Consider the following 19698-nt stretch of genomic DNA (forward strand, 5'->3'; position numbering starts at 1 on the left):
CCTCCACCCCCACCATGCTGCCGCCCACCGTTCTCGATGTTGAAGCCTCCGGATTCGGCCGCGGCAGCTATCCGATCGAGGTCGGTTTCGTCGAGCCCGAGGGCGGCCTGTTCTGCAGCCTGATTCAGCCCTTGCCCGACTGGCAGCACTGGGACGAGCAGGCCGAGGCCTTGCACGGCATCAGCCGCGATCTGCTGCACAGCCGCGGCAAGCCGGCCGACTGGGTGGCGCATCAGATCAATCTGCGCCTGCACGGCCAGACCGTCTACTGCGACGGCTGGGGCCATGACTATCCCTGGCTGGCGCGGCTGTTCGAGAGCACCGGCCAGGTGCCGGGCTTCAAGCTGCAGGACTTGCGCATGCTGCTCAGCGAGGCCGAGGCGGCGCGCTGGCACGAGACCATGCTGCAGGTGCGCGCCGAGCAGAACCTGCGCCGCCATCGCGCCAGCAGCGATGCGCGGGTGCTGCAGCTGGCGCTGCAAAGAGTCAAGCGGGTGGCGGCGCTGCTGTAGCGGGGCCGCCGCGATAGCAGCCGCGGCCGGCCCGCTTGGCCTCGTAGAGCCGGGCATCGGCCTCGGCCACCATGCTGTCCAGATCGGCCGAACCACCGGCGGCCACACAGTAGCCGATGCTGACGCCGATGCTGAGCTCCAGCGCCTCGATGCTGAAGGGCTGGGCAATCGCCCGCAGCAGCTTGGCCGCCACCGCTTCCGCATCCGCCGCCGAGGGCAGGGCCGGCAGCAGCACCGCGAACTCGTCGCCGCCCAGCCGCGCCACCAGATCCTGGGGCCGCAGCGCATGGCGCAGCCGGCCGGCCACCGCCTTCAGCAAGGCATCTCCCACTGGATGGCCGTGCTGGTCATTGACCGGCTTGAAGCGGTCCAGGTCCAGATAGAGCAGGGTCAGCAGGCTGTTGTGCTGGCGGGCGTGGGCCAGCTGCTCATCGGCACGCAGCGCGAAGCCGCTGCGGTTGAGCAGCTGGGTCAGCGGGTCGGTCTGCGAGGCGTCGCGCAGCCGCGCCTCCTCGGTGCGGACCTCGGTGATATCGCGGGCAATGCTGATCACGCCTTCAATCTCGCCACTCTCCAGCTGCAGCGGCGCATAGTGCAGCTCGATGACCAGCGGCGGGTCGGTATAACTCTTCTCCAGATAGGCGACGCGGCCGGCCAGCGCTGCCTCGATCAGCGGCCGGCTCAGCCCATAGTCGGCCTCGCCCAGCAGCTCGCTCAGGGGCCGGCCCAGCCAGTGTTCGCGTTCGCGCTCGATCCGGAAACGCTGGGCGAAGGCGCGGTTGAAGAACAGCAGGCACTGATCGCAGTCCAGCACGGCAATCATCGTCGTCGCTGCCTCGGCCACCGCCTTCAGCATGGCCTCGCTGCGCTCGCGCTCGTGCTGGGCCTGCACCTGGTTCGAGATGTCGCGCAGCAGCAGCGAGACGGTCGCTATCTGCTGGCGCTCGTTGCGATGCACCAGCACCGTGCTGGCCACCGGCACTTCCCGGCCCTGCAGGTCCAGCACCGCGCTGCGGCCCTGCCAATGGCCTTGCTGCAAGGCCTCGGCCGGCACCGTGTCGAGAAAGCCGCGCGGCTCGCTGCTGCGCATGAAACGCCGATAGTCCAGCCCGTCCAGCGCGGCATCCGGTGCCAGGCCCAGGCGCTGCCGGCCGGCCGGGTTCAGATACAGCAGCCGGCCTTCGGTGTCGAACTGGCAGACATAGTCGGGCGTGCGGTCGAAGATCGCGCCCAGGGTCAGCTCGGCCTGGCGCTGCGCGACCCGCTCGGTGACATCGTCGACCGTGCCGGCCGCGCCGACCACCCGGCCGTTGACACGCAGCGGCGCGGTACGCACCGAGAACAGGCGCTGCTGGCCGTCGGGCCGCAGCAGCGAGCGCATTGCATTGATGGCCTCGCCCTGGCCGATACGCTCACGCCAGCGCTCACGCACCTGGGCCCGCTCGGCCTCGGGCACCATCTCCAGCCAGCCCCATTCCTGCCGCTCGGCACCGAAGCCATGCAGGCGCAGATAGGTGTCGTTGGCGTAGACGATGCGGCCGTGGGCGTCGCAGCGGAACAGGCCCAGCGGCGAGGCATTGCTGGTGGCCAGCAGCGCGGCATCGCGCTCTCGCGCAGCCCGCTGCATGCGGGCCAGCATCAGCGTGATCAGCAGGGCCGCGACCGAGATCCCGGCGCTCAGCGTCAGCAGCAGATTGCGCTGCTCGGCATGGTTGCCCAAGGTCGCGCTGAGGCCCTGGGCCAGCAGCACCTTGACACCGAAGTCGTCCAGGGTCTCGAAGCTGACCAACCGGGCCAGGCCGTCGGTGGCGGCGCCGCTGCTGACGAAGCTGCCGCTAGCACCCGCCAGCGCCTGGCGGCGCCTGGGCTCTTCGGCAAACAGATCGCGCCCGACAAAGCCGGCCAGCTCGGGCACGCGCAGCAGGCCCAGGCCGTCGCTGCGCAGCAGGGCCACGGCGCTCTCGTCACCACGCGAGTAGGGCCGCAGCAACTCGGCCAGGCGCCGGGTGTCTATCATGGCCACCAGGCTTTGCAGCTCGCCGACCGGCGCGCTCATGCGCATCGCCAGCGGCAGATAGATCGGGCCGCCGGCGCGCAGCTGCAGCGGTGCGCCGAGCAGGCTGCCCTCGGCCTCGGGCGAGGCCAGCAAAGTGATGAAGTCGGCCTCGGGCAGGGTCGCGAAGGGCTGGCCGGGCTGGGCCGGCAGGCGGAAGAGGCGGCCGTCGGCGCTGGCCAGCATCACATCGACCAGCTCGCGCGAGGTGCCGCGCAGGGTCTCGGCCAGCTGGATCAGCGAGGCATCGTTGAGCGGGTCGCCGCGGCTGCGGGTCAGCAGCCACAGATCGAGGGTGCGCAGATTGCCCTCGGCATCGCGCAACACCGCCTCGGTCTGGGCGGACGCGGCGGCGGTCTGGCTGGCCAGCTCGCGCTTGTACTCGTCCATCAGCCGCTGCGGGTAGACGATGGAGAACCAGGCCACCACGCCCCACAGCATCAGCAGCACCAGGCCCAGCGCGACAAAAGGCCCGGCCGCCAGCAGGCGCTGGCCGGCCCGCGAATCGAGCCAGCGGCCCGGCGCGGGTCCGGGGGCAGCGCCGGCTACGGCGTCGAGGGGCGGACTCATGGGGAGTCTATTGTGCCAAGCAGGGCGGGGGGATGCAGACTTTTACAGCCGCATCCAGGTGCCAGGTCTTGCCCGTCAGTCCGGGCCGAGCTGGCTCTGCGCGATCGGCGCGCCGCCCTGCAAGGCCTTCAGGCAGGCGATGCAGAGGCAGCGCTGGTAGTTCTCGCGCAGCTCGCTCATCAGTTCCGGCGAGAGGCGCAGGTCGAAGCACTCGCACACCGCCTCGCCGGCGCCGCAGTGGAAGGGCCCGCCGCAGCGTGGGCAGGTCTCGTTGAGGGCGGCCGCGGGTGATGGCGTCGCATCCATCAGGCGAACAGCGTCTTGTGCTGCTCGCGCAGCTGGTTCTTCAGCACCTTGCCCATGGTGTTGCGCGGCAACTCGGCCACGACGAAGACCTTTTTCGGGATCTTGAAGTTGGCGATCTTGCCTTTCAGCGCCGCGATGATGGCCTCGCCGTCCAGCGCCGCCCCGGGCTTGGCCACGACCACGGCCACCGCGCCCTCGCCGAAGTCAGGGTGGGGCAGGCCGATCACCGCCGATTCGGCGACGCCGGCCATCTCGTTGATATAGCCCTCGATCTCGGCCGGGTAGACGTTGTAGCCGCCCGAGATGATCAGGTCCTTGCTGCGGCCGACTATTGCGTAATAGCCGCGTGCGTCGCGCTTGCCGACATCGCCGGTCTTGAACCAGCCATCGGCCGTGAACTCTTCCTTGGTTTTTTCGGGCATGCGCCAGTAGCCCGAGAAGACATTGGGGCCGCTGACCTCGATATTGCCGATCTCCTCAGGCCCGCAGTCGCTGCCCTGATCGTCACGCACGCGCACGCCGACGCCGGGCAGCGCGAAGCCGACCGTGCCGCCCAGGCGATCCCCATCCTCGGCGCGGTAGGGGTTGGACGTCAGCATCACCGTCTCGCTCATGCCGTAGCGCTCCAGGATGGTATGGCCCGTGCGGCTCTGCCAGTCCTTGAAGGTCTCCAGCAGCAGCGGCGCCGAGCCGGCGATGAAGAGCCGCATGGTCTTGCAGGCCGCCTTGGTCAGCGCGGCCTCGCCCAGCATGCGCACATACAGCGTTGGCACGCCCATGAAGACCGTGGCCTCGGCAAAGCGCGCGATCACCGCCCTGGGCTCGAACTTGCTGAACCAGATCATCTTGCTGCCATTGAGCAGCGCGCCATGCGAGGCGACGAAGAGGCCGTGCACATGGAAGATAGGCAGCGCGTGGATCAGCACATCGCCCCCTTCTTCCCGAGTACGCCAACCCCAGTAGTCCTTCAGCGTCTGCGCATTGCTGAGCAGATTGCCGTGGCTCAGCATCGCCCCCTTGGAGCGGCCGGTCGTGCCGCTGGTGTAGAGGATGGCGGCCAGCTCGTCGGCGCGCTTGGATGCAGGCTGGTGCTGATCGCTCATCGCGGCGGCGCGGTCCAAGAGGGTGCCTGTGCGGTCCTCATTGAGCGTGAAGACGTTCTGGGTGCCGGCCTGGAAGGCGATCTTGGACACCCAGCCGAAGTTCTTGCCGGCACAGACCACCACCGCCGGCTCGGCATTGGCGATGAAGTACTCGATCTCGGCGGCCTGGTAGGCGGTGTTGAGCGGCAGGAAGACATAGCCGGCGCGCAAGACCGCCAGATACAGCATCAGCGCTTCGACGCTCTTCTCCGTCTGCACCGCGACCCGGCTGCCCGGCGGCAGGTCCAGCGAGGCCAGCAGATTGGCCATCATCGCGCTGGCGCGCGCGATATCGCGCCAGCTGTAGCTCAGGCCGTGGCCGTCGGCGCATTCGATCGCCACGGCATCCAGATCGGCCGGGAAGGCCGCGCGCAGCGCGGCGAAGACATTGGCATTCATCAGAAATCGAATCTAGTCAGTTGGGGACAGAGCTACTCGCTCCGCTCGGGCGGTCTGTCCCGCAAGTCAATCCAGTTTTGCTCCAGAGCTTTTCACGACCTCGGCCCAGCGCTTGACTTCGCTGCTGACGAAGTTGCCGAAGGCATCGCCGTACATGCTGGGCACCTCGGGACCGAGCCCATTCCAGGCCGATTTGCTGGCCTCGTCGGCAAAGGCCTTGCGCAGCTCGCCCTGCATCGCGCTGATCACGTCCTTGGGCGTGCCCTTGGGCGCCCACAGGCCGTACCAGGTCGCGACCTGGTAGGTCGGCACGCCGCCCTCGACACTGGTCGGCACATCGGGGAAGCCCGGGGCACGCTTGTTGGCCGCGACGGCCAGGGCCTTGATGCGGCCGCTCTTGATATGGGTGGCGGAGGAACCGAGGCCGTCGAACATCATGTCGACCTGGCCGGCGATCAGGTCCTGCAGCGCCGGGCCGGCGCCGCGGTAGGGGATGTGGGTGATGAAAGTCTTGGTCTGCAGCTTGAACAGCTCGCCGGCCAGATGATGGGAGGTGCCGTTGCCGGCCGAGCCGTAGTTCAGCTTGCCCGGGTTCTTGCGGATGAATTCCAGCAGGCCCTTCAGATCGGTGGCCGGCACCTTGGCCGGGTTGACGACGATGACCTGGGGCACGCTGGAGATCAGGGCCACCGGCACGAAGTCCTCCTCCAGCTTGTATTCAAGCTTGGGATACATGGCCGGCGCGATCGCATGATGCACCGCACCCATGAAGAAGGTGTAGCCATCGGGCGCGGCCTTGGAGGCGATGCCGGCGCCGACGGTGCCGCCGGCGCCGCCCTTGTTGTCGATGATGAACTGCTTGCCGGTCTGCTTGGACAGCACGGCGGTCAGCGGCCGCGCGAAGGCATCGGTGCCGCCGCCGGCCGGGAAGGGCACGACCCAGGTGACGGGCTTGCTGGGCCAGCTCTGGGCCTGGGCGCCGGTAGCGGCCAGCAGTGCGGCGGCGGCCAGCAAGCAGCGGCGTGTCATGGTGGGCTTCATCGGTCTGTCTCCTGTGATTGCCGCGTGGGGCGGCTTGTGGATAGGAATCAAAGCAGCGCGGCGACGCCGCGCGAGTAGGCGATCTCGCCCTGGGTGAAGGCCTCGTGATAGCCTTCGATCTTGCCGAGGTCGTACAGATAGTTGACCATCATGCCGCAGCTTTGCTTCAGCCCCTTGGCGGCGCGATTGCCCATCGGGTTGAGCCGCTCCAGGCGGGCACCGTTGTCCAGATGGAAGCGCGCCACCGGATCGCCCTGCGCGCCGGTGGTCTGGCCGACCAGATAGACCGCAGCCAGACGCTGCAGCGCCTGCTGGGCGGCGCTGTCCAGCTTGGCCAGCGTCTCGGCCTGGCTCAGCTTGGCGAGTTCGCCGCCGCTGGCCTGCAGCAGCAGTTCGCGGGCCTCGCGGGCACGCTCGAGCTGCGGCTTCTTCAGCTGCTTCAGCGCGCTGAAATCGCTGCTGCGCTGCAGCCAGGCGGTAAAGCCGGGAATCGGCGACAGCGTGCAGAAGGTCTTCAGCTTCGGGTGCTCGCGCTGCAGATGCTCGGCCACCCGCTTGATCAGGAAATTACCCAGCGACACGCCCTTGAGCCCGGGCTCGCAATTGCTGATCGAATAGAACACCGCAACCTTGAACTTGTCCGGCGCCATGGTTTCGGCCTTCTTGTCGATCAGCGGCGCGATCGCGGCCGGCATCTCCGGCAGCAGCGCCACCTCGACAAAGATCAGCGGCTCGTCCGGCAGCTGCGGATGGAAGAAGGCGAACAGGCGGCGGTCCGGCTGCAGGCGGCGGCGCAGATCGTCCCAGCCGTCGATCTCATGCACGGCCTCGTGGCGGATGATCTGCTCCAGCAGCTGGGCCGGCGAGTTCCAGTCGACCTGGCGCATCTGCAGAAAGCCCGGGTTGAACCAGGAGCCGAACAGATGCAGCAGATCGGACTCGACACTGCGCCATTCCGGATGCCGGGCCAGGCCGCCGAGCAGATTGCGGCGCAGCCGCACCAGCACGCCGGTGGCGCCGGGCGCGCGGTTCAGGCGGCGGAACAGCTCCTGGCGCGGCGGCTCGCTGACCCGGCTCAGCGCCAGCAGATGGGCGGCATTGGGCTCGGCGGCATAGGCCTGGGCGGCCAGCAGCACGGCCTGCGGATCGGGGTTGAAGTCCAGGCTCAGCCGCTCGAACAGCTCGTCCAGCCCCTCGGGAGGCAGCCGAGCGATCTTGTCGAGCAGCTCACGCGCCTGGCCCAGGCTGTTGGCTTCGCCGCGCTCGGACAGCAGGCGGCGCGCATCGATCAGCACCTGGCGCTGCTGGCGTCGCAGCCCCCGCAGCGCCGAGGCTTGTCTGAGCTCATCCAGCATGGTTCACCTCGGCACTGTGGTTCATCGCTTGCAGGGCGCCCAGCTGGGCCAGCAGATGCGCTTGCATCTCGGCCTCGGCGCCGGCCGCGTCGCCGGCCAGCAGCGCGGCCAGCAGGCGGCGGTGCTCGTCCAGCGAGGCCTGCAGCCGGCCCGGCGACTTCAGCTGGCGGCCGCGCAGCAGGCGCAGGAACTTGCGCAGATCGCCGGTGGCGCGCTCCAGCCAGCGGTTCGCCGCCAAGGTCTGCAGCAGGCTGTGAAAGACATGGTTGACGCGATAGTAGCTGTCGATGTCGCCGGCTGCTGCGGCCAGCTCCAGCTGCTCGTGCAGCTGCTGCAGCTGCAGCAGCTGGGCCGGCGTGGCCTTGCGCGCGGCTTCGAAGGCGCAGCGCCCCTCCAGCATCGCCATTACCGGGAACAGATCGTTGGCGTCGGTGTCGTGCATCTCGATGACGCGGCAGCCCTGGCGCGGCAGCAGCTCCAGCAGACCTTCGGCCACCAGCACCTTCAGCGCCTCGCGCAGCGGCGTGCGGCTGATCGCCCATTGCTCGGCCAGCGCCTTCTCGTCGACCAGCGCGCCGGGTGCCAGCTCGCGCTCGAAGATCATCGCCCGCAGGCGCGCCGCCACCGCATCGTGCATCGAGCTGCCGCGCAGGGGGAGGTCGGGGCTGTTCATGGGTTGTGGCGAATTGGTGATTACATAATTACAGCCCTGTGCGGAGCCCGCATCGGGGTAGACCCGCAGCCGCGCCGACGGCCTTGGCGCACTGCTACATTGCGCAGGCTGTGGCCGGCCGGCCGCCGTTTCCCGCTGCGCAGACATTCGTGATCAACAGCTCCCAACTCCCGCTCGATGCGCCCGGCGTGCTGCGCCTGGCGGCGCGCACGATGTTCGAGCTGCTGGAGTCCAGCGCCCAGGGCATGATGGTGCTGGACCGCGAGCACCGCATCGTCTGGATCAGCGAGGGCTACAAGCGCTTCCTGCCCGGCCTGGGTTTCGAGCACGAGTCCGACTTCGTCGGCCGCCGCGTCGAGGAGGTGGTGCCCAACACCTTGATGGCCCAGGTGATCGACAGCGGCCAGCCCATCCTGGTGGACCTGCTGAGCAACAAGGCCGGTACCTTTCTGGTCAGCCGCCTGCCGCTGCGCAGCGACGCCGGCGAGGTGATCGGTGCGCTGGGCGTGGTCCTGCTCGATCACCCGGAGACCACGATGCAGCCGCTGATCGCCAAGTTCGGCCGGCTGCAGCAGGAGCTCGACGAGGCGCACCGCCGGCTGGCGGCCGAGCAGGTCAGGAATCGCCGCCCCAAGCACACCATCGCCAGCTTCATCGGCGCCGGCCCGGCCGCGCTGGAGCTCAAGCGCCAGGCCCGCCGTGTTGCGCAGACCGATGCGCCGGTGCTGCTGCTGGGCGAGACCGGCACCGGCAAGGAGCTGCTGGCGCACGGCATCCATGCGGCCTCGCGGCGTGCCGGCGGGCCGCTGGTCAGCATCAATATCGCGGCCGTGCCGGACACCTTGCTGGAGGCCGAGTTCTTCGGCGTCGCGCCGGGCGCCTATACCGGCGCCGACCGCAAGGGCCGCGACGGCAAGTTCGCGCTGGCCGATGGCGGCACGCTCTTTCTCGACGAGATCGGTGACATGCCGCTGGCGCTGCAGAGCAAGCTCTTGCGGGTGCTGCAGGAGCAGGAGTTCGAGGCGCTGGGCAGCAACACGGTGCGGCGCGTCGATGTGCGGGTGATCGCCGCCACCAGCCGCGACCTGGCCGCGATGGTGGCGGCCGGCGAGTTCCGCGCCGACCTCTTCTACCGGCTCAATGTGCTGCCGCTGAAGCTGCCGCCGCTGCGCGAGCGCCTGGAGGACATCGAGGCCCTGGCCGAGACGCTGGGCGAGGACATCGCGCGGCGCAGCGGCATGCCGCAGCGCCAGCTCAGCCCCGAGGCGCTGGACTGGCTGGCCCGGCAGCCCTGGCCCGGCAATATCCGCCAGCTGCGCAATGTGCTGGAGCAGGCCAGCCTGATGAGCGACGAGATCCAGCTGGGCGTGCACAGCTTCGATCCGGCCGCGCTGGCCTGCCTGCCCGCGCCGGCCGAGGCGCCGCCGGCTGCTGCGCAGGCACCGCACCACATCCGACCGCTGCCCGAGCGCATCGAGGCGCTGGAGCGCGAGGCCATTGCCGAGGCCCTGGCGCTGACCGAGGGCAATCGCATGGCGGCCGCCCGGCTGCTGCAGATCTCGCGGGCCTCTCTTTACGAGCGCCTGACGCGCTGGCCCGATCTCGGCGCGGCGTGACAAATAGCCGCCAGCCCGGGGCGGCCTGAGCCGAGATCAGTTGTTTGTGCGCGTCTCGCCCTTGCGCCGCGCCGACGCTTGCCCGCATAGTGGCCGCGCGGTGATCGCGACGATAAGAAGGAGACAGTCATGGGCAATCTGATGTTGGCCACCCGTTTGCGCCTGGCGGTGCTGGTGGTGGTGCTGGGCTTTGTGGCCCTGGTGCTGCTGCTGACCTACCGGGCCTCCAGCAGCCTGCTGGGCGTGAAGATGCTGACCACGGTGGATCAGGTCAAGCTGGGCGAGAAGATCGCCCGCGAACACTATGAGAAGGCCAGGTCCGGCGCGATGCCCGAGGCCGAGGCCAAGGCCGCCGCAGCGGCGGCCATCGGCAAGATCCGCTACTCGGGCAACGAGTACCTGTGGATCAATGATATGAGCCCGCGCATGGTGATGCACCCGATCAACACCAAGCTCGATGGCCAGGACCTGAGCCAGAACAAGGACCCGAACGGCAAGCGCCTGTTCATCGAGTTTGTCGAGGTGGTCAAGGCCAGCGGCGCCGGCTATGTCGACTATCTGTGGCCCAAGCCCGGCGCCAAGGACCCCGAGCCCAAGCGCAGCTATGTGCTGGGTTTCGCGCCCTGGGGCTGGGTGATCGGCTCGGGCGTCTATGTCGACGATGTCAAGGCGGTGGCGCGCCAGGACGCGGTGTTCACGCTGGTGCTGGTGCTGCTGGCCGGCGGCCTCGCGCTGGGCGGGGTGGAGCTGTTCGTGCGCGGCCTGCGCAAGCGCCTGGCCAGCATGCAGGCGCTGATGCATGCGGTGGCCGGTGGCGATCTGCGCGCCGACATCCAGCCCGGCCGGCCCGATGAGCTGGGCCTGGTGCTGCGCGAGGTGGTGGCGATGCAAACGCGCCTGACCGAGCTGGTGCGGGCCATCCGCGAAGCCACCGAGTCGATCGGCCATGCCTCCAGCGAGGTGGCGCTGGGCAGCCAGGATCTGTCCTCGCGCACCGAGCAGGCCGCCTCGAATCTGCAGCAGACGGCGGCCTCGATGCAGGAGCTGACCCAGCAGGTGCGCCACTCGGCCCAGGCGGCCGACCAGACCAATGCGCTGGCCGACACGGCCGCCGGGCAGGCCCGCGCCGGCGCGGCGGCGATGCAGGAGGTGGTGCGCACGATGGACGGCATCTCGGACGCCAGCCGCAAGATCACCGACATCATCAGCGTGATCGACGGCGTGGCCTTCCAGACCAATATCCTGGCGCTGAACGCCGCCGTCGAGGCGGCCCGGGCCGGCGAGCAGGGGCGGGGCTTCGCGGTGGTCGCGGCCGAGGTGCGCAGCCTGGCGCAGCGCTCGGCCCAGGCGGCCAAGGAGATCAAGGCCTTGATCACCGATTCGACCGAGCGGGTCTCGGCCGGCAGCCAGCAGGTCAGCCGCGCCGGCGACACCATGGGCGACATCCTCGGCGCGGTGCAGCGCGTCACGACCACGGTCAGCGAGATCAGCCAGGCCAGCAGCGGCCAGTCCGAGGGCATTGCGCAGATCAACCAGGCGGTGGCCCAGCTCGACGACATGACACAGCAGAATGCCGCCCTGGTCGAGCAGACCGCGGCGGCGGCCGAATCGCTGAAGCAGCAGGCCCAGCAGCTGAGCGCGACGGTGGCGGTGTTCAAGATCTAGACACAGGCCGCCGATTGACTGTCTGAATTTCAGGCAACGCCTGCTTTCCGGACGCGCGTTCGATGCGGCTGCCCGGCCGAGCGCCGCCCATCGGGGCGCTTGGCCGGTGGCTTCTCGGGGTTTACACCAGTTTGGTGCGTTCGGGCATGGGATGTGCATCTTGATGGGGCAAGCTCAGCGAGCCACAACAAGGAGACGACCCGATGACCACCCCATCCCTTTCCAGCAAGCGCCTTGTCCTCACCGCTCTGATCGCAGCCTTGGCCGCCGTGTATGCGCCGGCGCCCGCGCTGGCCCAGGCGGGCAAGGACATCCGCATCGCCCATATCTACAGCAAGACCGGGCCGCTGGAAGCCTATGGCAAGCAGACCCAGACCGGCTTCATGATGGGCCTGGACTATGCGACCGGTGGCTCGATGGTGGTGGCGGGGCGCAAGCTGGTGGTGATCGAGAAGGACGACCAGGGCAAGCCCGATGTGGGCAAGAACCTGCTGGCCGCGGCCTATGGCGACGACAAGGCCGATCTGGCCGTCGGCCCGACCTCGTCCGGAGTGGCCCTGGCCCTGCTGCCGGTGGCCGAGGAGTACAAGAAGATCCTGCTGGTGGAGCCGGCCGTGGCCGACTCGATCACCGGCGACAAGTGGAACAAATACATCTTCCGCACCGGCCGCAACTCCAGCCAGGACGCGATCTCGAATGCCGTCGCGCTGGACAAGCCGGGCGTGACGATTGCGACCCTGGCCCAGGACTATGCCTTTGGCCGTGACGGCGTGAAGGCCTTCAAGGACGCGGTCAAGAAGGCCAAGATCGTTCACGAAGAGTACCTGCCAACGACGACCACCGACTTCACCGCCGGCGCCCAGCGCCTGATCGACAAGCTGAAGGACCAGCCCGGTCGCAAGGTGATCTTCATCATCTGGGCTGGCGCCGGCAACCCCTTCAAGATCGCCGATCTGGACCTGAAGCGCCATGGCATCGAGATCGCTACCGGCGGCAACATCATGCCGGCGATGGTCAATTACAAGGCCTTCCCCGGCATGGAAGGCGCGACCTATTACTACTTCGGCATCCCGAAGAACCCGGCCAATGAGTGGCTGGTGGCCAACCACTACAAGCAGTTCAAGAGCCCGCCGGACTTCTTCACCGCCGGCGGCATGAGCGCGGCGATCGCGGTGGTCGAGGCGCTGAAGAAGACCGCCGGCGACACCAGCACCAACAAGCTGATCAAGACCATGGAGGGCATGAGCTTCGAGACGCCGAAGGGGAAGATGACTTTCCGCGCGGAAGACCATCAGGCCATGCAGTCCATGTATCACTTCAAGATCAAGGTGGATCCGGCCTTCCCCTGGGGCGTGCCGGAGTTGATCCGCGAGATCAAGCCTGAGGAAATGCAGGTGCCCGTTCGCAACAAGCGTTGAGGGCGCCGGCTACTGCGCGAACGCAGGCCGTCGTTGCGGGTCCTCCCGTGGATCCTCACGTACAGGAAGTACGTTCCGGTCCACGGGTCCCCCCGCGCCTAGTCCTGCGTCCGCTCGCTACGCCTCGGGCTGTGCCACTTCGTTGTGAAATACCATGCTTGAAACCCGCGATCTCACAATAAGGTTTGGCGGCCATGTGGCCGTCGACCGCGTGTCCTGCGCCTTCGCGCCGGGTACGCTGACCGCCATCGTCGGCCCCAACGGGGCCGGCAAGACGACCTACTTCAACCTGATCTCGGGGCAGCTGCGCGCCAGCGCCGGCTCGGTGTCGCTCGACGGGCATGACCTGACCCCGCTGTCGGCGCCGCAGCGCACGCGCCGTGGCCTCGGGCGGGCCTTTCAGCTGACCCAGCTGTTTGCTAACCTGTCGGTGCTGGAGAACGTGCGGCTGGCGGTGCAGGCGCGGCGCGGCATGGGGCTGAACTTTCTGAGCGTGTGGCTGAGCCACCGCGAGCTGCTGGACGAGGCGCAGGCCATCGTCGAGCGGGTGCGCCTGGGCGCCCGGGCCGACGCACCGGCGGCCAGCCTGCCGCATGGCGACCAGCGCAAGCTGGAGGTGGCGCTGCTGATCGCGCTGCAGCCCAAGGTCTATATGTTCGACGAGCCGACCGCCGGCATGAGCGTCGACGAGGTGCCGGTGATCCTGGACCTGATACGCGCGCTGAAGGCGGAAGGGCGCCACACCATCCTGCTGGTCGAGCACAAGATGGACGTGGTGCGCGAGCTGGCCGACCGCATCATCGTGCTGCACAACGGCCAGCTGGTCGCCGATGGCGAGCCGGCCGCCGTGATCGCCTCGCCCGTGGTGCAGAACGCCTATCTCGGGGTGGCGGCATGAGCAAGCCCTTGCTGAGCCTTGAGGGGGTGCATACCCATATCGGCGCCTATCACATCCTGCACGGCGTCGACCTGGCCGTGCCCGAGGGCCAGGTCACGATGCTCCTGGGTCGCAACGGCGCCGGCAAGACCACGACGCTGCGAACCATCATGGGCCTGTGGAAGGCCAGCCAGGGTCAGGTCTTGTTCGACGGCCGGCCCATCACCGCCGCGACCACACCCGAGATCGCGCAGCGCGACGTCGCCTATGTGCCCGAGAACATGGGCATCTTCGGCGACCTGACGGTGCGCGAGAACCTGCTGCTGGCCGCGCGCAAGGCCCGCGCCATCGACGAGCTGGACACGCAGCGCCTGGACTGGCTGTTCGGCCTCTTTCCGGCGCTGAAGACCTTCTGGCTGCATCCCGCGGGCAAGCTCAGCGGCGGTCAGAAGCAGATGCTGGCCATCGCCCGCGCGATGATAGAGCCGCGCCGCCTGCTCTTGATCGACGAACCCTCCAAGGGCCTGGCGCCCGCCATCATCCTGAACATGATCGAAGCCTTGCGCGAGTTGAAACGCAGTGGCAGCAGCACGGTGCTGCTGGTCGAGCAGAACTTCATGGTGGCCAAGGCCTTGGGCGACCGGGTCGCGGTGATGGACGATGGCCGTGTCGTGCACAGCGGCGCGATGGCCGAGCTGGCCGGCGACGAGGCACTGCAGCAGCGTCTCCTGGGTCTGTCGCTGGGAGCGCACCAATGATCATCAGCGCCGAACGCAAGAACCTCATGCCGCTGCTGTTGCTGCTGGGCCTGGCCCTGGTCGCGCTGCCGCTGATCGGCAGCCCCAGCACCTGGGCCACGCTGACCCTGGCCGGCCTGGCGATGGGCTTGATCATCTTCATCATCGCCTCGGGCCTGACCCTGGTGTTCGGGCTGATGGACGTCTTGAACTTCGGCCATGGCGTCTTCATCGCGCTGGGCGCTTTCATGGCGACCACGGTGCTGGGGGCGATGAGTGGATTCACCGCCAGCCCCTCGCTGCTGAGCAATCTGATCGCGGTGGCTGCGGCTTGCGCGGTGGGCATGGCGGTGGCCGCGGCGGTCGGCCTGGCCTTCGAGCGGGTGCTGGTGCGGCCGGTCTACGGCATGCATCTGAAGCAGATCCTGATCACGATGGGCGGCATGATCATCGGCGAGGAGCTGATCAAGATGATCTGGGGCGCGCAGATGATCGCGCTGCCGCTGCCCGAGGGCCTGCGCGGCGCGCTGCTGTTCGGCGATGTGGCGGTCGAGAAGTTCCGCGTGCTGGCCGTGCTGCTGGGGCTGGCCGTGTTCGCCGGCCTGCTGTGGCTGCTGAACCGCACCAAGCTCGGCCTGCTGATACGCGCGGGCGTGCAGGACCGCGAGATGGTCGAAAGCCTGGGCTACCGGATCCGCCGGCTCTTCGTCGGCGTCTTCGTCGGCGGCTCGGCGCTGGCCGGCCTGGGCGGCGTGATGTGGGGCCTGTACCAGCAGAGCGTGACGCCGCAGATCGGCGCCCAGGTCAACACCCTGATCTTCATCGTCATCATCATCGGCGGCCTGGGCTCGACCCTGGGCTGCTTCGTCGGCGCGCTGCTGGTGGGCCTGATGGCCAACTACACCGGCTTTCTGGCGCCCAAGGTGGCGCTGTTCTCGAATATCGGGCTGATGGTGGCCATCCTGTTGTGGCGCCCGCAAGGGCTTTATCCGGTCACGAATCGATGATGCTCAAAGCCCTTCTTTCCCACGACCTGCCGCGCAGCAGGCTGCTGTCGCTGCTGCTGATCGCCACGGTGCTGGGCCTGGCGCTGACGCCCTTCATCTTCCCGTCGACCCGGGCGCTGAACGTCGCCGCCAAGATCCTGATCTTCATCGTGCTGGTGGCCAGCTACGACCTGCTGCTGGGCTATACCGGCATCGTCAGCTTTGCCCACACGATGTTCTTCGGCATCGGCGCCTATGGCATCGCGATCGCCAGCTCGCGGATGGGCCCCGGCTGGGCCGCGGTGGGGGCAGGTCTTGCCGGTGCGCTGGCGGTCTCGCTCCTGCTGTCCCTGCTGATCGGCCTGTTCAGCCTGCGGGTCAAGGCGATCTTCTTCGCGATGATCACCTTGGCCGTGGCCTCGGCCTTTCTGACCCTGGCCTCGCAGCTGTCGGACTTCACCGGCGGCGAGGACGGGCTCAGCTTCAAGGTGCCCGAGGCCCTGCAGCCCGGCACCGAGTATCTGGAGCAGCCTTTTCTGGGCGCGGCCATCGACGGCCGCTTCGCCTCCTACTACCTGCTGTTCTTCGCCACCGTGGCCCTGGTGCTGCTGATGCTGCGCATCGTCAACTCGCCGTTCGGCCGCGTGCTGCAGGCGATCCGCGAGAACGACTTCCGAGCCGAGGCCATCGGTTACCGCACCGTGGTCTATCGCACCTGGTCCAACGTGCTGGCCGCGCTGTTCGCGACCCTGGCCGGCGCGCTGCTGGCGCTCTGGCTGCGCTACAACGGGCCCGACACCTCGCTGTCCTTCGAGATCATGCTGGACATCCTCCTGATCGTCGTGATCGGCGGCATGGGCACGATCTACGGTGCGGTGATAGGCAGCGTGCTCTTCGTGCTGGCGCAGAACTATCTGCAGGACTTGATGAAGCTGGGCGCCGGGGCGGTGGAGGGCGTGCCGCTGCTGTCGCAGCTGATCGCACCGGATCGCTGGCTGCTCTGGCTGGGCCTGCTCTTCGTGCTGGCGGTCTATCACTTCCCCAGCGGCATCGTCGGGCGGCTGCGCGCCCGGGCCCAGGAGAACTCGCCATGAGTGCATCCTTCAGCTCCCACTACCTGCGCTGCGCCGGCCGCGAGATCCATTACACCGAATGGGGTGCCGGCAATGCCGAGGTCGTGATCGCCTGGCATGGGCTGGCGCGCACCGGCCGCGATATGGACGAGCTGGCCCGCCATCTGAGCGGCCGCTACCGCGTGATCTGTCCCGACACGCTGGGCCGCGGCCTGTCGCAATGGAGCCCGGCCCCGGCCAGCGAGTACTGCCTGGACTTCTATGTGAAGCTGGCCGTGGACCTGGTCGACCAGCTGGGCCTGGGCGCTTTCCACTGGGTCGGCACCTCGATGGGCGGCGCGATCGGCACCCTGGCCGCGGCCGGCCCCTTGCGCGGCCGCATCCGCCGCCTGGTGCTCAACGACAACGGCCCGCAGCTGGCCGAGGCGGCGATCGCACGCATCCGCAGCTATGCCGGCAACCCGGCGGCCTTCGACACGGTGAGCGAGCTGGAGCAGTATTTCCGCCAGGTCTACAAGCCCTACGGTGCCTTGAGCGACGCGCAGTGGCGCCATCTGACCGAGACCTCGGTACGACGCCTGCCCGACGGCCGTGTCACGCCGCATTACGACCCCGCCATGGTCCAGCAGTTCATCCACCACCCGCAGGACTACCAGCTCTGGGACGCCTGGGACAGTCTGGACCTGCCGGTGCTGTGCCTGCGCGGCGAAGACTCCGACTTGCTGCTGGCCGAGACCGCCGAAGCGATGCGCAGCCGCGGCCCGCGCGCCGTGGTCGCCACCATCGCCGGCTGCGGCCATGCGCCGGCGCTCAATGTGCCGGAGCAGTTTGCGCTGGTGGAGCGGTTTTTGGGTGGGGTGCGAGGGGGCGGGATTGCAGCGATAGCGGCCGGTCAACCCTAAGCAAACTGGCTGCGGCATGGCCGCGGCGCGGGATGCCAGACAGCGGTCATTCGCGGGTGCCAGCGATCGACCCGAAGGCGACACTCACAGCCTCTAGCTTGCAGCCGCAGAGCCGCCGCTCGGACCATGCAAGTCCCATCCGAAAGAGGCCTCGCAGCGCATGGTTCAGGCCAGCTGGGTTATCCCCTGCTCAGAGATTCAACGGCAGGTTCAACTTACAAGCCATGCTGCACGACTTGATCGGCTATGCCGGACCGTCGGCGGGACGAACGTTGCCCGAACGGTCGGTGCCGGGAACTTCTATCTTGCCGAATGGGTGCCTCAACCCAGATGCTTCAGCAATAGAAAACTGGACGGGTCTGAAGCTGTCATCAATGTGGAGGATTCCGGACAGCCTGCGCGCGCTGGACACTGCCTTTACCTAAAGGAGCTCTCATGGCGCATGGATCCATCGGCACTTCATGGAGGATTGGACTGCTGGTCGCCGTCGTTTCAGGGCTCGCAGGATGCGGCACCGCAAAACTCTCGGCGGCTGACAAGTATGCCGGTGGCATAAAGGCATCGACCGATGCCCTTCAGGCGCTGGTCGACGACCAAGCGTCTGCGAGCCGAATATACGCCGCGGCCTTGACGGTGTCGCCCGCCGATGCAATGAGCCCCGAGATGACCACCACTTTCAAGGACCTTGCGTGCCGCGCGTATGAGCCCAGTTTGGTCGACCTGTCACTTGCGCTGGCGCAGTTGGGGGCCTACCAGGCTTACGTCGCTGCTGCGGCCGGTAATCCGGACGATGCCAGCCTGGCTGGCAAGGTGGCCAGTGTTGCCGCGGCAGGAAAACTCGTGTACGAGACTCCGGCAACCCAGGAAATCCGCGACGAGATGCTCAAGCGCAAGACGGCATGCGACGCCGATGTGGCCGCCTTGTTGCCGACGCCGAAAGTGAAGGGCTTCTCGGCGGTCGTCGCGGTCTGGCCCAGCATAAAGACGCTCCTCGAGTTCGTTGCCGGGGCCGTCGACACTCAGGCACGAGTGGCCGCATTGAAGCGACTCGCGCGTGACGAGAAAGCCTCCAGAGAGTTCAAGGCGGCTCTCGAAACACTGCGCAATTCGAAGGAACTGCAAAACAGCCTCCAGCATCGTCGCCAGGAAGCCCTGTGGCTCGCAGCCGCACACTACAAGCAATCGCAGCAGATGTCGGCAGCGGATGCGTTCGTAGGGCGCCACAAGGCCGCTACAAGGATGAATACCGCTCTCGAGGCCTACCAGCGCTACGCCGAGGTCGACCTGGTCACCCTGCTGAATAAGGTGCAGAAGGCGCAAGATGCCTTCGCAAAGAACACACTCGACAACGATGCGAGCCTCGCCGACCTCATAGCTGTGCTCGACTTCCTTTCCGGCCTATCGGAGAAAGTTGCAGACGCCAAGAAGAAGATCAATGAAGCCAAGGAGTAAGCGACATGAAGAGAAAGCAAGTGCTCCACGCTGCGGCGCTCGTCGTGATCGCCATCGGTGCCATTGCGCACGATCCCGTTTCAGCCGAAGGTAAGAAGCGCATCAAGGAAGAACGCTCTTTTGTCGTTAAGGGCTCTGTACCCTACGTGGCCACCATCCGGCGAGCCCTGGCCGGCAATGACTCGCAGCGCGTCGTCGGTGGCGAACCGGCGCAGCCCGGCTCTCGCCCTTGGCAAGTCGGTCTGCTGGTCGCGGGGATCAACGACAACGCGCAGGCGCAGTTCTGCGGCGGCACCCTCATCGCGCCCAAATGGGTGGTGACTGCAGCCCATTGCGTCGACGGCGGCATGTTGCCGTCGCAGGTCGCGGTGCTGCCCGGCACGCACTCGCTCTCGGACGCGAAGTCGCGCCGCGTCGAGGTCAAGCTGCTCGTGGTACATCCGCAATGGAACAAGGACACTAGCGACCACGATATCGCGCTGCTCGAACTCGCAGTCCCCTTGACGCCCGGTCCCGCTATTTCGCCGATTCGCTTTGCCACTACCACGAAGGAACCATCGGCAGGTACGCCTTTAACGGTCTCCGGCTGGGGCGCAACCAAGCAGGGGGGAGCCGGGAGCATCTTGTTAATGACTGTGGATGTCCCCGTCGTACCCCTCGGCCGTTGCAATCAGTCCACCAGTTACGACGGCGCTATCACCGCTCGGATGGTGTGCGCGGGACGCGACGAAGGCGGCAAGGACTCGTGCCAAGGCGACAGCGGCGGCCCTGCGGTCACCGCCGGTGACGAACCGACGCTGGTCGGCGTGGTCAGCTGGGGCCACGGTTGCGCCAAGCCTTGGAAATACGGCGTATACACTCGCGTAGGTGCATTCGCGGAGTGGATCCGCAAGACCTCCGGTGTCGGCGCGCCCTGACTTG

18 protein-coding genes are annotated in these 19698 nt (G+C 67.6%); 12 read left to right on the plus strand and 6 right to left on the minus strand.

The genetic code is table 11. From position 1 onward, the window contains the following. The first annotated feature begins 14 nt into the window (after positions 1-14). The gene (locus tag PO768_RS03515; RefSeq protein WP_137943636.1) at positions 15-512 is read left to right on the plus strand and encodes a 3'-5' exonuclease; all 498 of its coding nucleotides are present in this window, start codon (positions 15-17) and stop codon (positions 510-512) included. On the opposite strand, the gene PO768_RS03520 is transcribed toward PO768_RS03515, so the two are convergent. The 6 genes from PO768_RS03520 to PO768_RS03545 form a co-directional block, all read right to left on the minus strand. Further along, complete coding sequence (locus tag PO768_RS03520; RefSeq protein ID WP_272644916.1) at positions 487-3135, minus strand: diguanylate cyclase domain-containing protein; 2649 nt, start codon at positions 3133-3135, stop codon at positions 487-489. The genes PO768_RS03515 and PO768_RS03520 overlap by 26 nt on opposite strands. A 75-nt stretch (positions 3136-3210) precedes the next feature. Next, positions 3211-3441: a cysteine-rich CWC family protein gene (locus PO768_RS03525; protein WP_272644917.1), complete on the minus strand. Its 231-nt coding sequence runs from the start codon at positions 3439-3441 to the stop codon at positions 3211-3213. Beyond that, on the minus strand, positions 3441-4982 hold the full coding sequence (locus PO768_RS03530; protein ID WP_442953167.1) for a malonate--CoA ligase: 1542 nt from the start codon (positions 4980-4982) through the stop codon (positions 3441-3443). The genes PO768_RS03525 and PO768_RS03530 overlap by 1 nt, the downstream gene beginning before the upstream one ends. A 66-nt stretch (positions 4983-5048) precedes the next feature. Beyond that, positions 5049-6023, minus strand: a complete 975-nt coding sequence (locus tag PO768_RS03535) for a Bug family tripartite tricarboxylate transporter substrate binding protein (protein ID WP_272644918.1) — start codon at positions 6021-6023, stop codon at positions 5049-5051. Between the two features lie 47 nt (positions 6024-6070). Further along, positions 6071-7378, minus strand: a complete 1308-nt coding sequence (locus PO768_RS03540; RefSeq protein WP_272644919.1) for a malonyl-CoA decarboxylase — start codon at positions 7376-7378, stop codon at positions 6071-6073. Then, positions 7368-8051, minus strand: a complete 684-nt coding sequence (locus tag PO768_RS03545; RefSeq protein WP_262970208.1) for a GntR family transcriptional regulator — start codon at positions 8049-8051, stop codon at positions 7368-7370. Before PO768_RS03545 ends, PO768_RS03540 begins: the two co-directional genes overlap by 11 nt. Positions 8052-8200: 149 nt before the next feature. On the opposite strand from PO768_RS03545, the gene PO768_RS03550 reads away from it, so the two are divergent. The 11 genes from PO768_RS03550 to PO768_RS03600 all read left to right on the plus strand — a co-directional run bounded on the left by PO768_RS03550 (position 8201) and on the right by PO768_RS03600 (position 19694). After that, positions 8201-9667 carry a sigma-54 interaction domain-containing protein gene (locus PO768_RS03550; protein WP_272644920.1) on the plus strand — a complete coding sequence of 489 codons (1467 nt, stop codon included), beginning with the start codon at positions 8201-8203 and terminating at the stop codon, positions 9665-9667. Between the two features lie 129 nt (positions 9668-9796). Further along, on the plus strand, positions 9797-11332 hold the full coding sequence (locus PO768_RS03555; RefSeq protein WP_262970207.1) for a methyl-accepting chemotaxis protein: 1536 nt from the start codon (positions 9797-9799) through the stop codon (positions 11330-11332). Between the two features lie 203 nt (positions 11333-11535). After that, positions 11536-12750, plus strand: a complete 1215-nt coding sequence (locus PO768_RS03560) for a substrate-binding domain-containing protein (RefSeq protein WP_272644921.1) — start codon at positions 11536-11538, stop codon at positions 12748-12750. A 154-nt stretch (positions 12751-12904) separates the two neighbouring features. Then, the gene (locus PO768_RS03565; RefSeq protein WP_272644922.1) at positions 12905-13648 is read left to right on the plus strand and encodes an ABC transporter ATP-binding protein; all 744 of its coding nucleotides are present in this window, start codon (positions 12905-12907) and stop codon (positions 13646-13648) included. Further along, positions 13645-14385 carry an ABC transporter ATP-binding protein gene (locus PO768_RS03570; protein WP_272644923.1) on the plus strand — a complete coding sequence of 247 codons (741 nt, stop codon included), beginning with the start codon at positions 13645-13647 and terminating at the stop codon, positions 14383-14385. Before PO768_RS03565 ends, PO768_RS03570 begins: the two co-directional genes overlap by 4 nt. Beyond that, positions 14382-15371, plus strand: a complete 990-nt coding sequence (locus PO768_RS03575) for a branched-chain amino acid ABC transporter permease (protein ID WP_269841214.1) — start codon at positions 14382-14384, stop codon at positions 15369-15371. The genes PO768_RS03570 and PO768_RS03575 overlap by 4 nt, the downstream gene beginning before the upstream one ends. Continuing rightward, complete coding sequence (locus PO768_RS03580) at positions 15371-16444, plus strand: branched-chain amino acid ABC transporter permease (RefSeq protein ID WP_272644924.1); 1074 nt, start codon at positions 15371-15373, stop codon at positions 16442-16444. The genes PO768_RS03575 and PO768_RS03580 overlap by 1 nt, the downstream gene beginning before the upstream one ends. Beyond that, entirely contained in the window at positions 16441-17325 is an 885-nt protein-coding gene (locus PO768_RS03585) for an alpha/beta fold hydrolase (protein WP_272644925.1), read from the plus strand. The genes PO768_RS03580 and PO768_RS03585 overlap by 4 nt, the downstream gene beginning before the upstream one ends. Before the next feature lie 224 nt (positions 17326-17549). Then, the gene (locus tag PO768_RS03590; protein WP_272644926.1) at positions 17550-17750 is read left to right on the plus strand and encodes a hypothetical protein; all 201 of its coding nucleotides are present in this window, start codon (positions 17550-17552) and stop codon (positions 17748-17750) included. Between the two features lie 10 nt (positions 17751-17760). Beyond that, positions 17761-18777, plus strand: a complete 1017-nt coding sequence (locus PO768_RS03595) for a hypothetical protein (protein ID WP_272644927.1) — start codon at positions 17761-17763, stop codon at positions 18775-18777. A gap of 5 nt (positions 18778-18782) precedes the next feature. Beyond that, positions 18783-19694, plus strand: a complete 912-nt coding sequence (locus PO768_RS03600; RefSeq protein WP_272644928.1) for a serine protease — start codon at positions 18783-18785, stop codon at positions 19692-19694. Positions 19695-19698 lie beyond the last annotated feature (4 nt).

It is taken from the genome of Paucibacter sp. XJ19-41, assembly GCF_028462495.1.
Taxonomy (GTDB): Bacteria; Pseudomonadota; Gammaproteobacteria; order Burkholderiales; family Burkholderiaceae_C; genus Roseateles_E.

Coding starts and splice junctions, on each gene's coding strand:
- PO768_RS03585 (WP_272644925.1), top strand. CDS start 16,441: ATGAGTGCATCCTTCAGCTCCCACTACCTGCGCTGCGCCGGCCGCGAG.
- PO768_RS03535 (WP_272644918.1), bottom strand. CDS start 6,023: ATGAAGCCCACCATGACACGCCGCTGCTTGCTGGCCGCCGCCGCACTG.
- PO768_RS03565 (WP_272644922.1), top strand. CDS start 12,905: ATGCTTGAAACCCGCGATCTCACAATAAGGTTTGGCGGCCATGTGGCC.
- PO768_RS03580 (WP_272644924.1), top strand. CDS start 15,371: ATGCTCAAAGCCCTTCTTTCCCACGACCTGCCGCGCAGCAGGCTGCTG.
- PO768_RS03595 (WP_272644927.1), top strand. CDS start 17,761: ATGGCGCATGGATCCATCGGCACTTCATGGAGGATTGGACTGCTGGTC.
- PO768_RS03555 (WP_262970207.1), top strand. CDS start 9,797: ATGGGCAATCTGATGTTGGCCACCCGTTTGCGCCTGGCGGTGCTGGTG.
- PO768_RS03525 (WP_272644917.1), bottom strand. CDS start 3,441: ATGGATGCGACGCCATCACCCGCGGCCGCCCTCAACGAGACCTGCCCA.
- PO768_RS03590 (WP_272644926.1), top strand. CDS start 17,550: ATGCTGCACGACTTGATCGGCTATGCCGGACCGTCGGCGGGACGAACG.
- PO768_RS03540 (WP_272644919.1), bottom strand. CDS start 7,378: ATGCTGGATGAGCTCAGACAAGCCTCGGCGCTGCGGGGGCTGCGACGC.
- PO768_RS03560 (WP_272644921.1), top strand. CDS start 11,536: ATGACCACCCCATCCCTTTCCAGCAAGCGCCTTGTCCTCACCGCTCTG.
- PO768_RS03600 (WP_272644928.1), top strand. CDS start 18,783: ATGAAGAGAAAGCAAGTGCTCCACGCTGCGGCGCTCGTCGTGATCGCC.
- PO768_RS03520 (WP_272644916.1), bottom strand. CDS start 3,135: ATGAGTCCGCCCCTCGACGCCGTAGCCGGCGCTGCCCCCGGACCCGCG.
- PO768_RS03530 (WP_442953167.1), bottom strand. CDS start 4,982: ATGAATGCCAATGTCTTCGCCGCGCTGCGCGCGGCCTTCCCGGCCGAT.
- PO768_RS03515 (WP_137943636.1), top strand. CDS start 15: ATGCTGCCGCCCACCGTTCTCGATGTTGAAGCCTCCGGATTCGGCCGC.
- PO768_RS03570 (WP_272644923.1), top strand. CDS start 13,645: ATGAGCAAGCCCTTGCTGAGCCTTGAGGGGGTGCATACCCATATCGGC.
- PO768_RS03545 (WP_262970208.1), bottom strand. CDS start 8,051: ATGAACAGCCCCGACCTCCCCCTGCGCGGCAGCTCGATGCACGATGCG.
- PO768_RS03575 (WP_269841214.1), top strand. CDS start 14,382: ATGATCATCAGCGCCGAACGCAAGAACCTCATGCCGCTGCTGTTGCTG.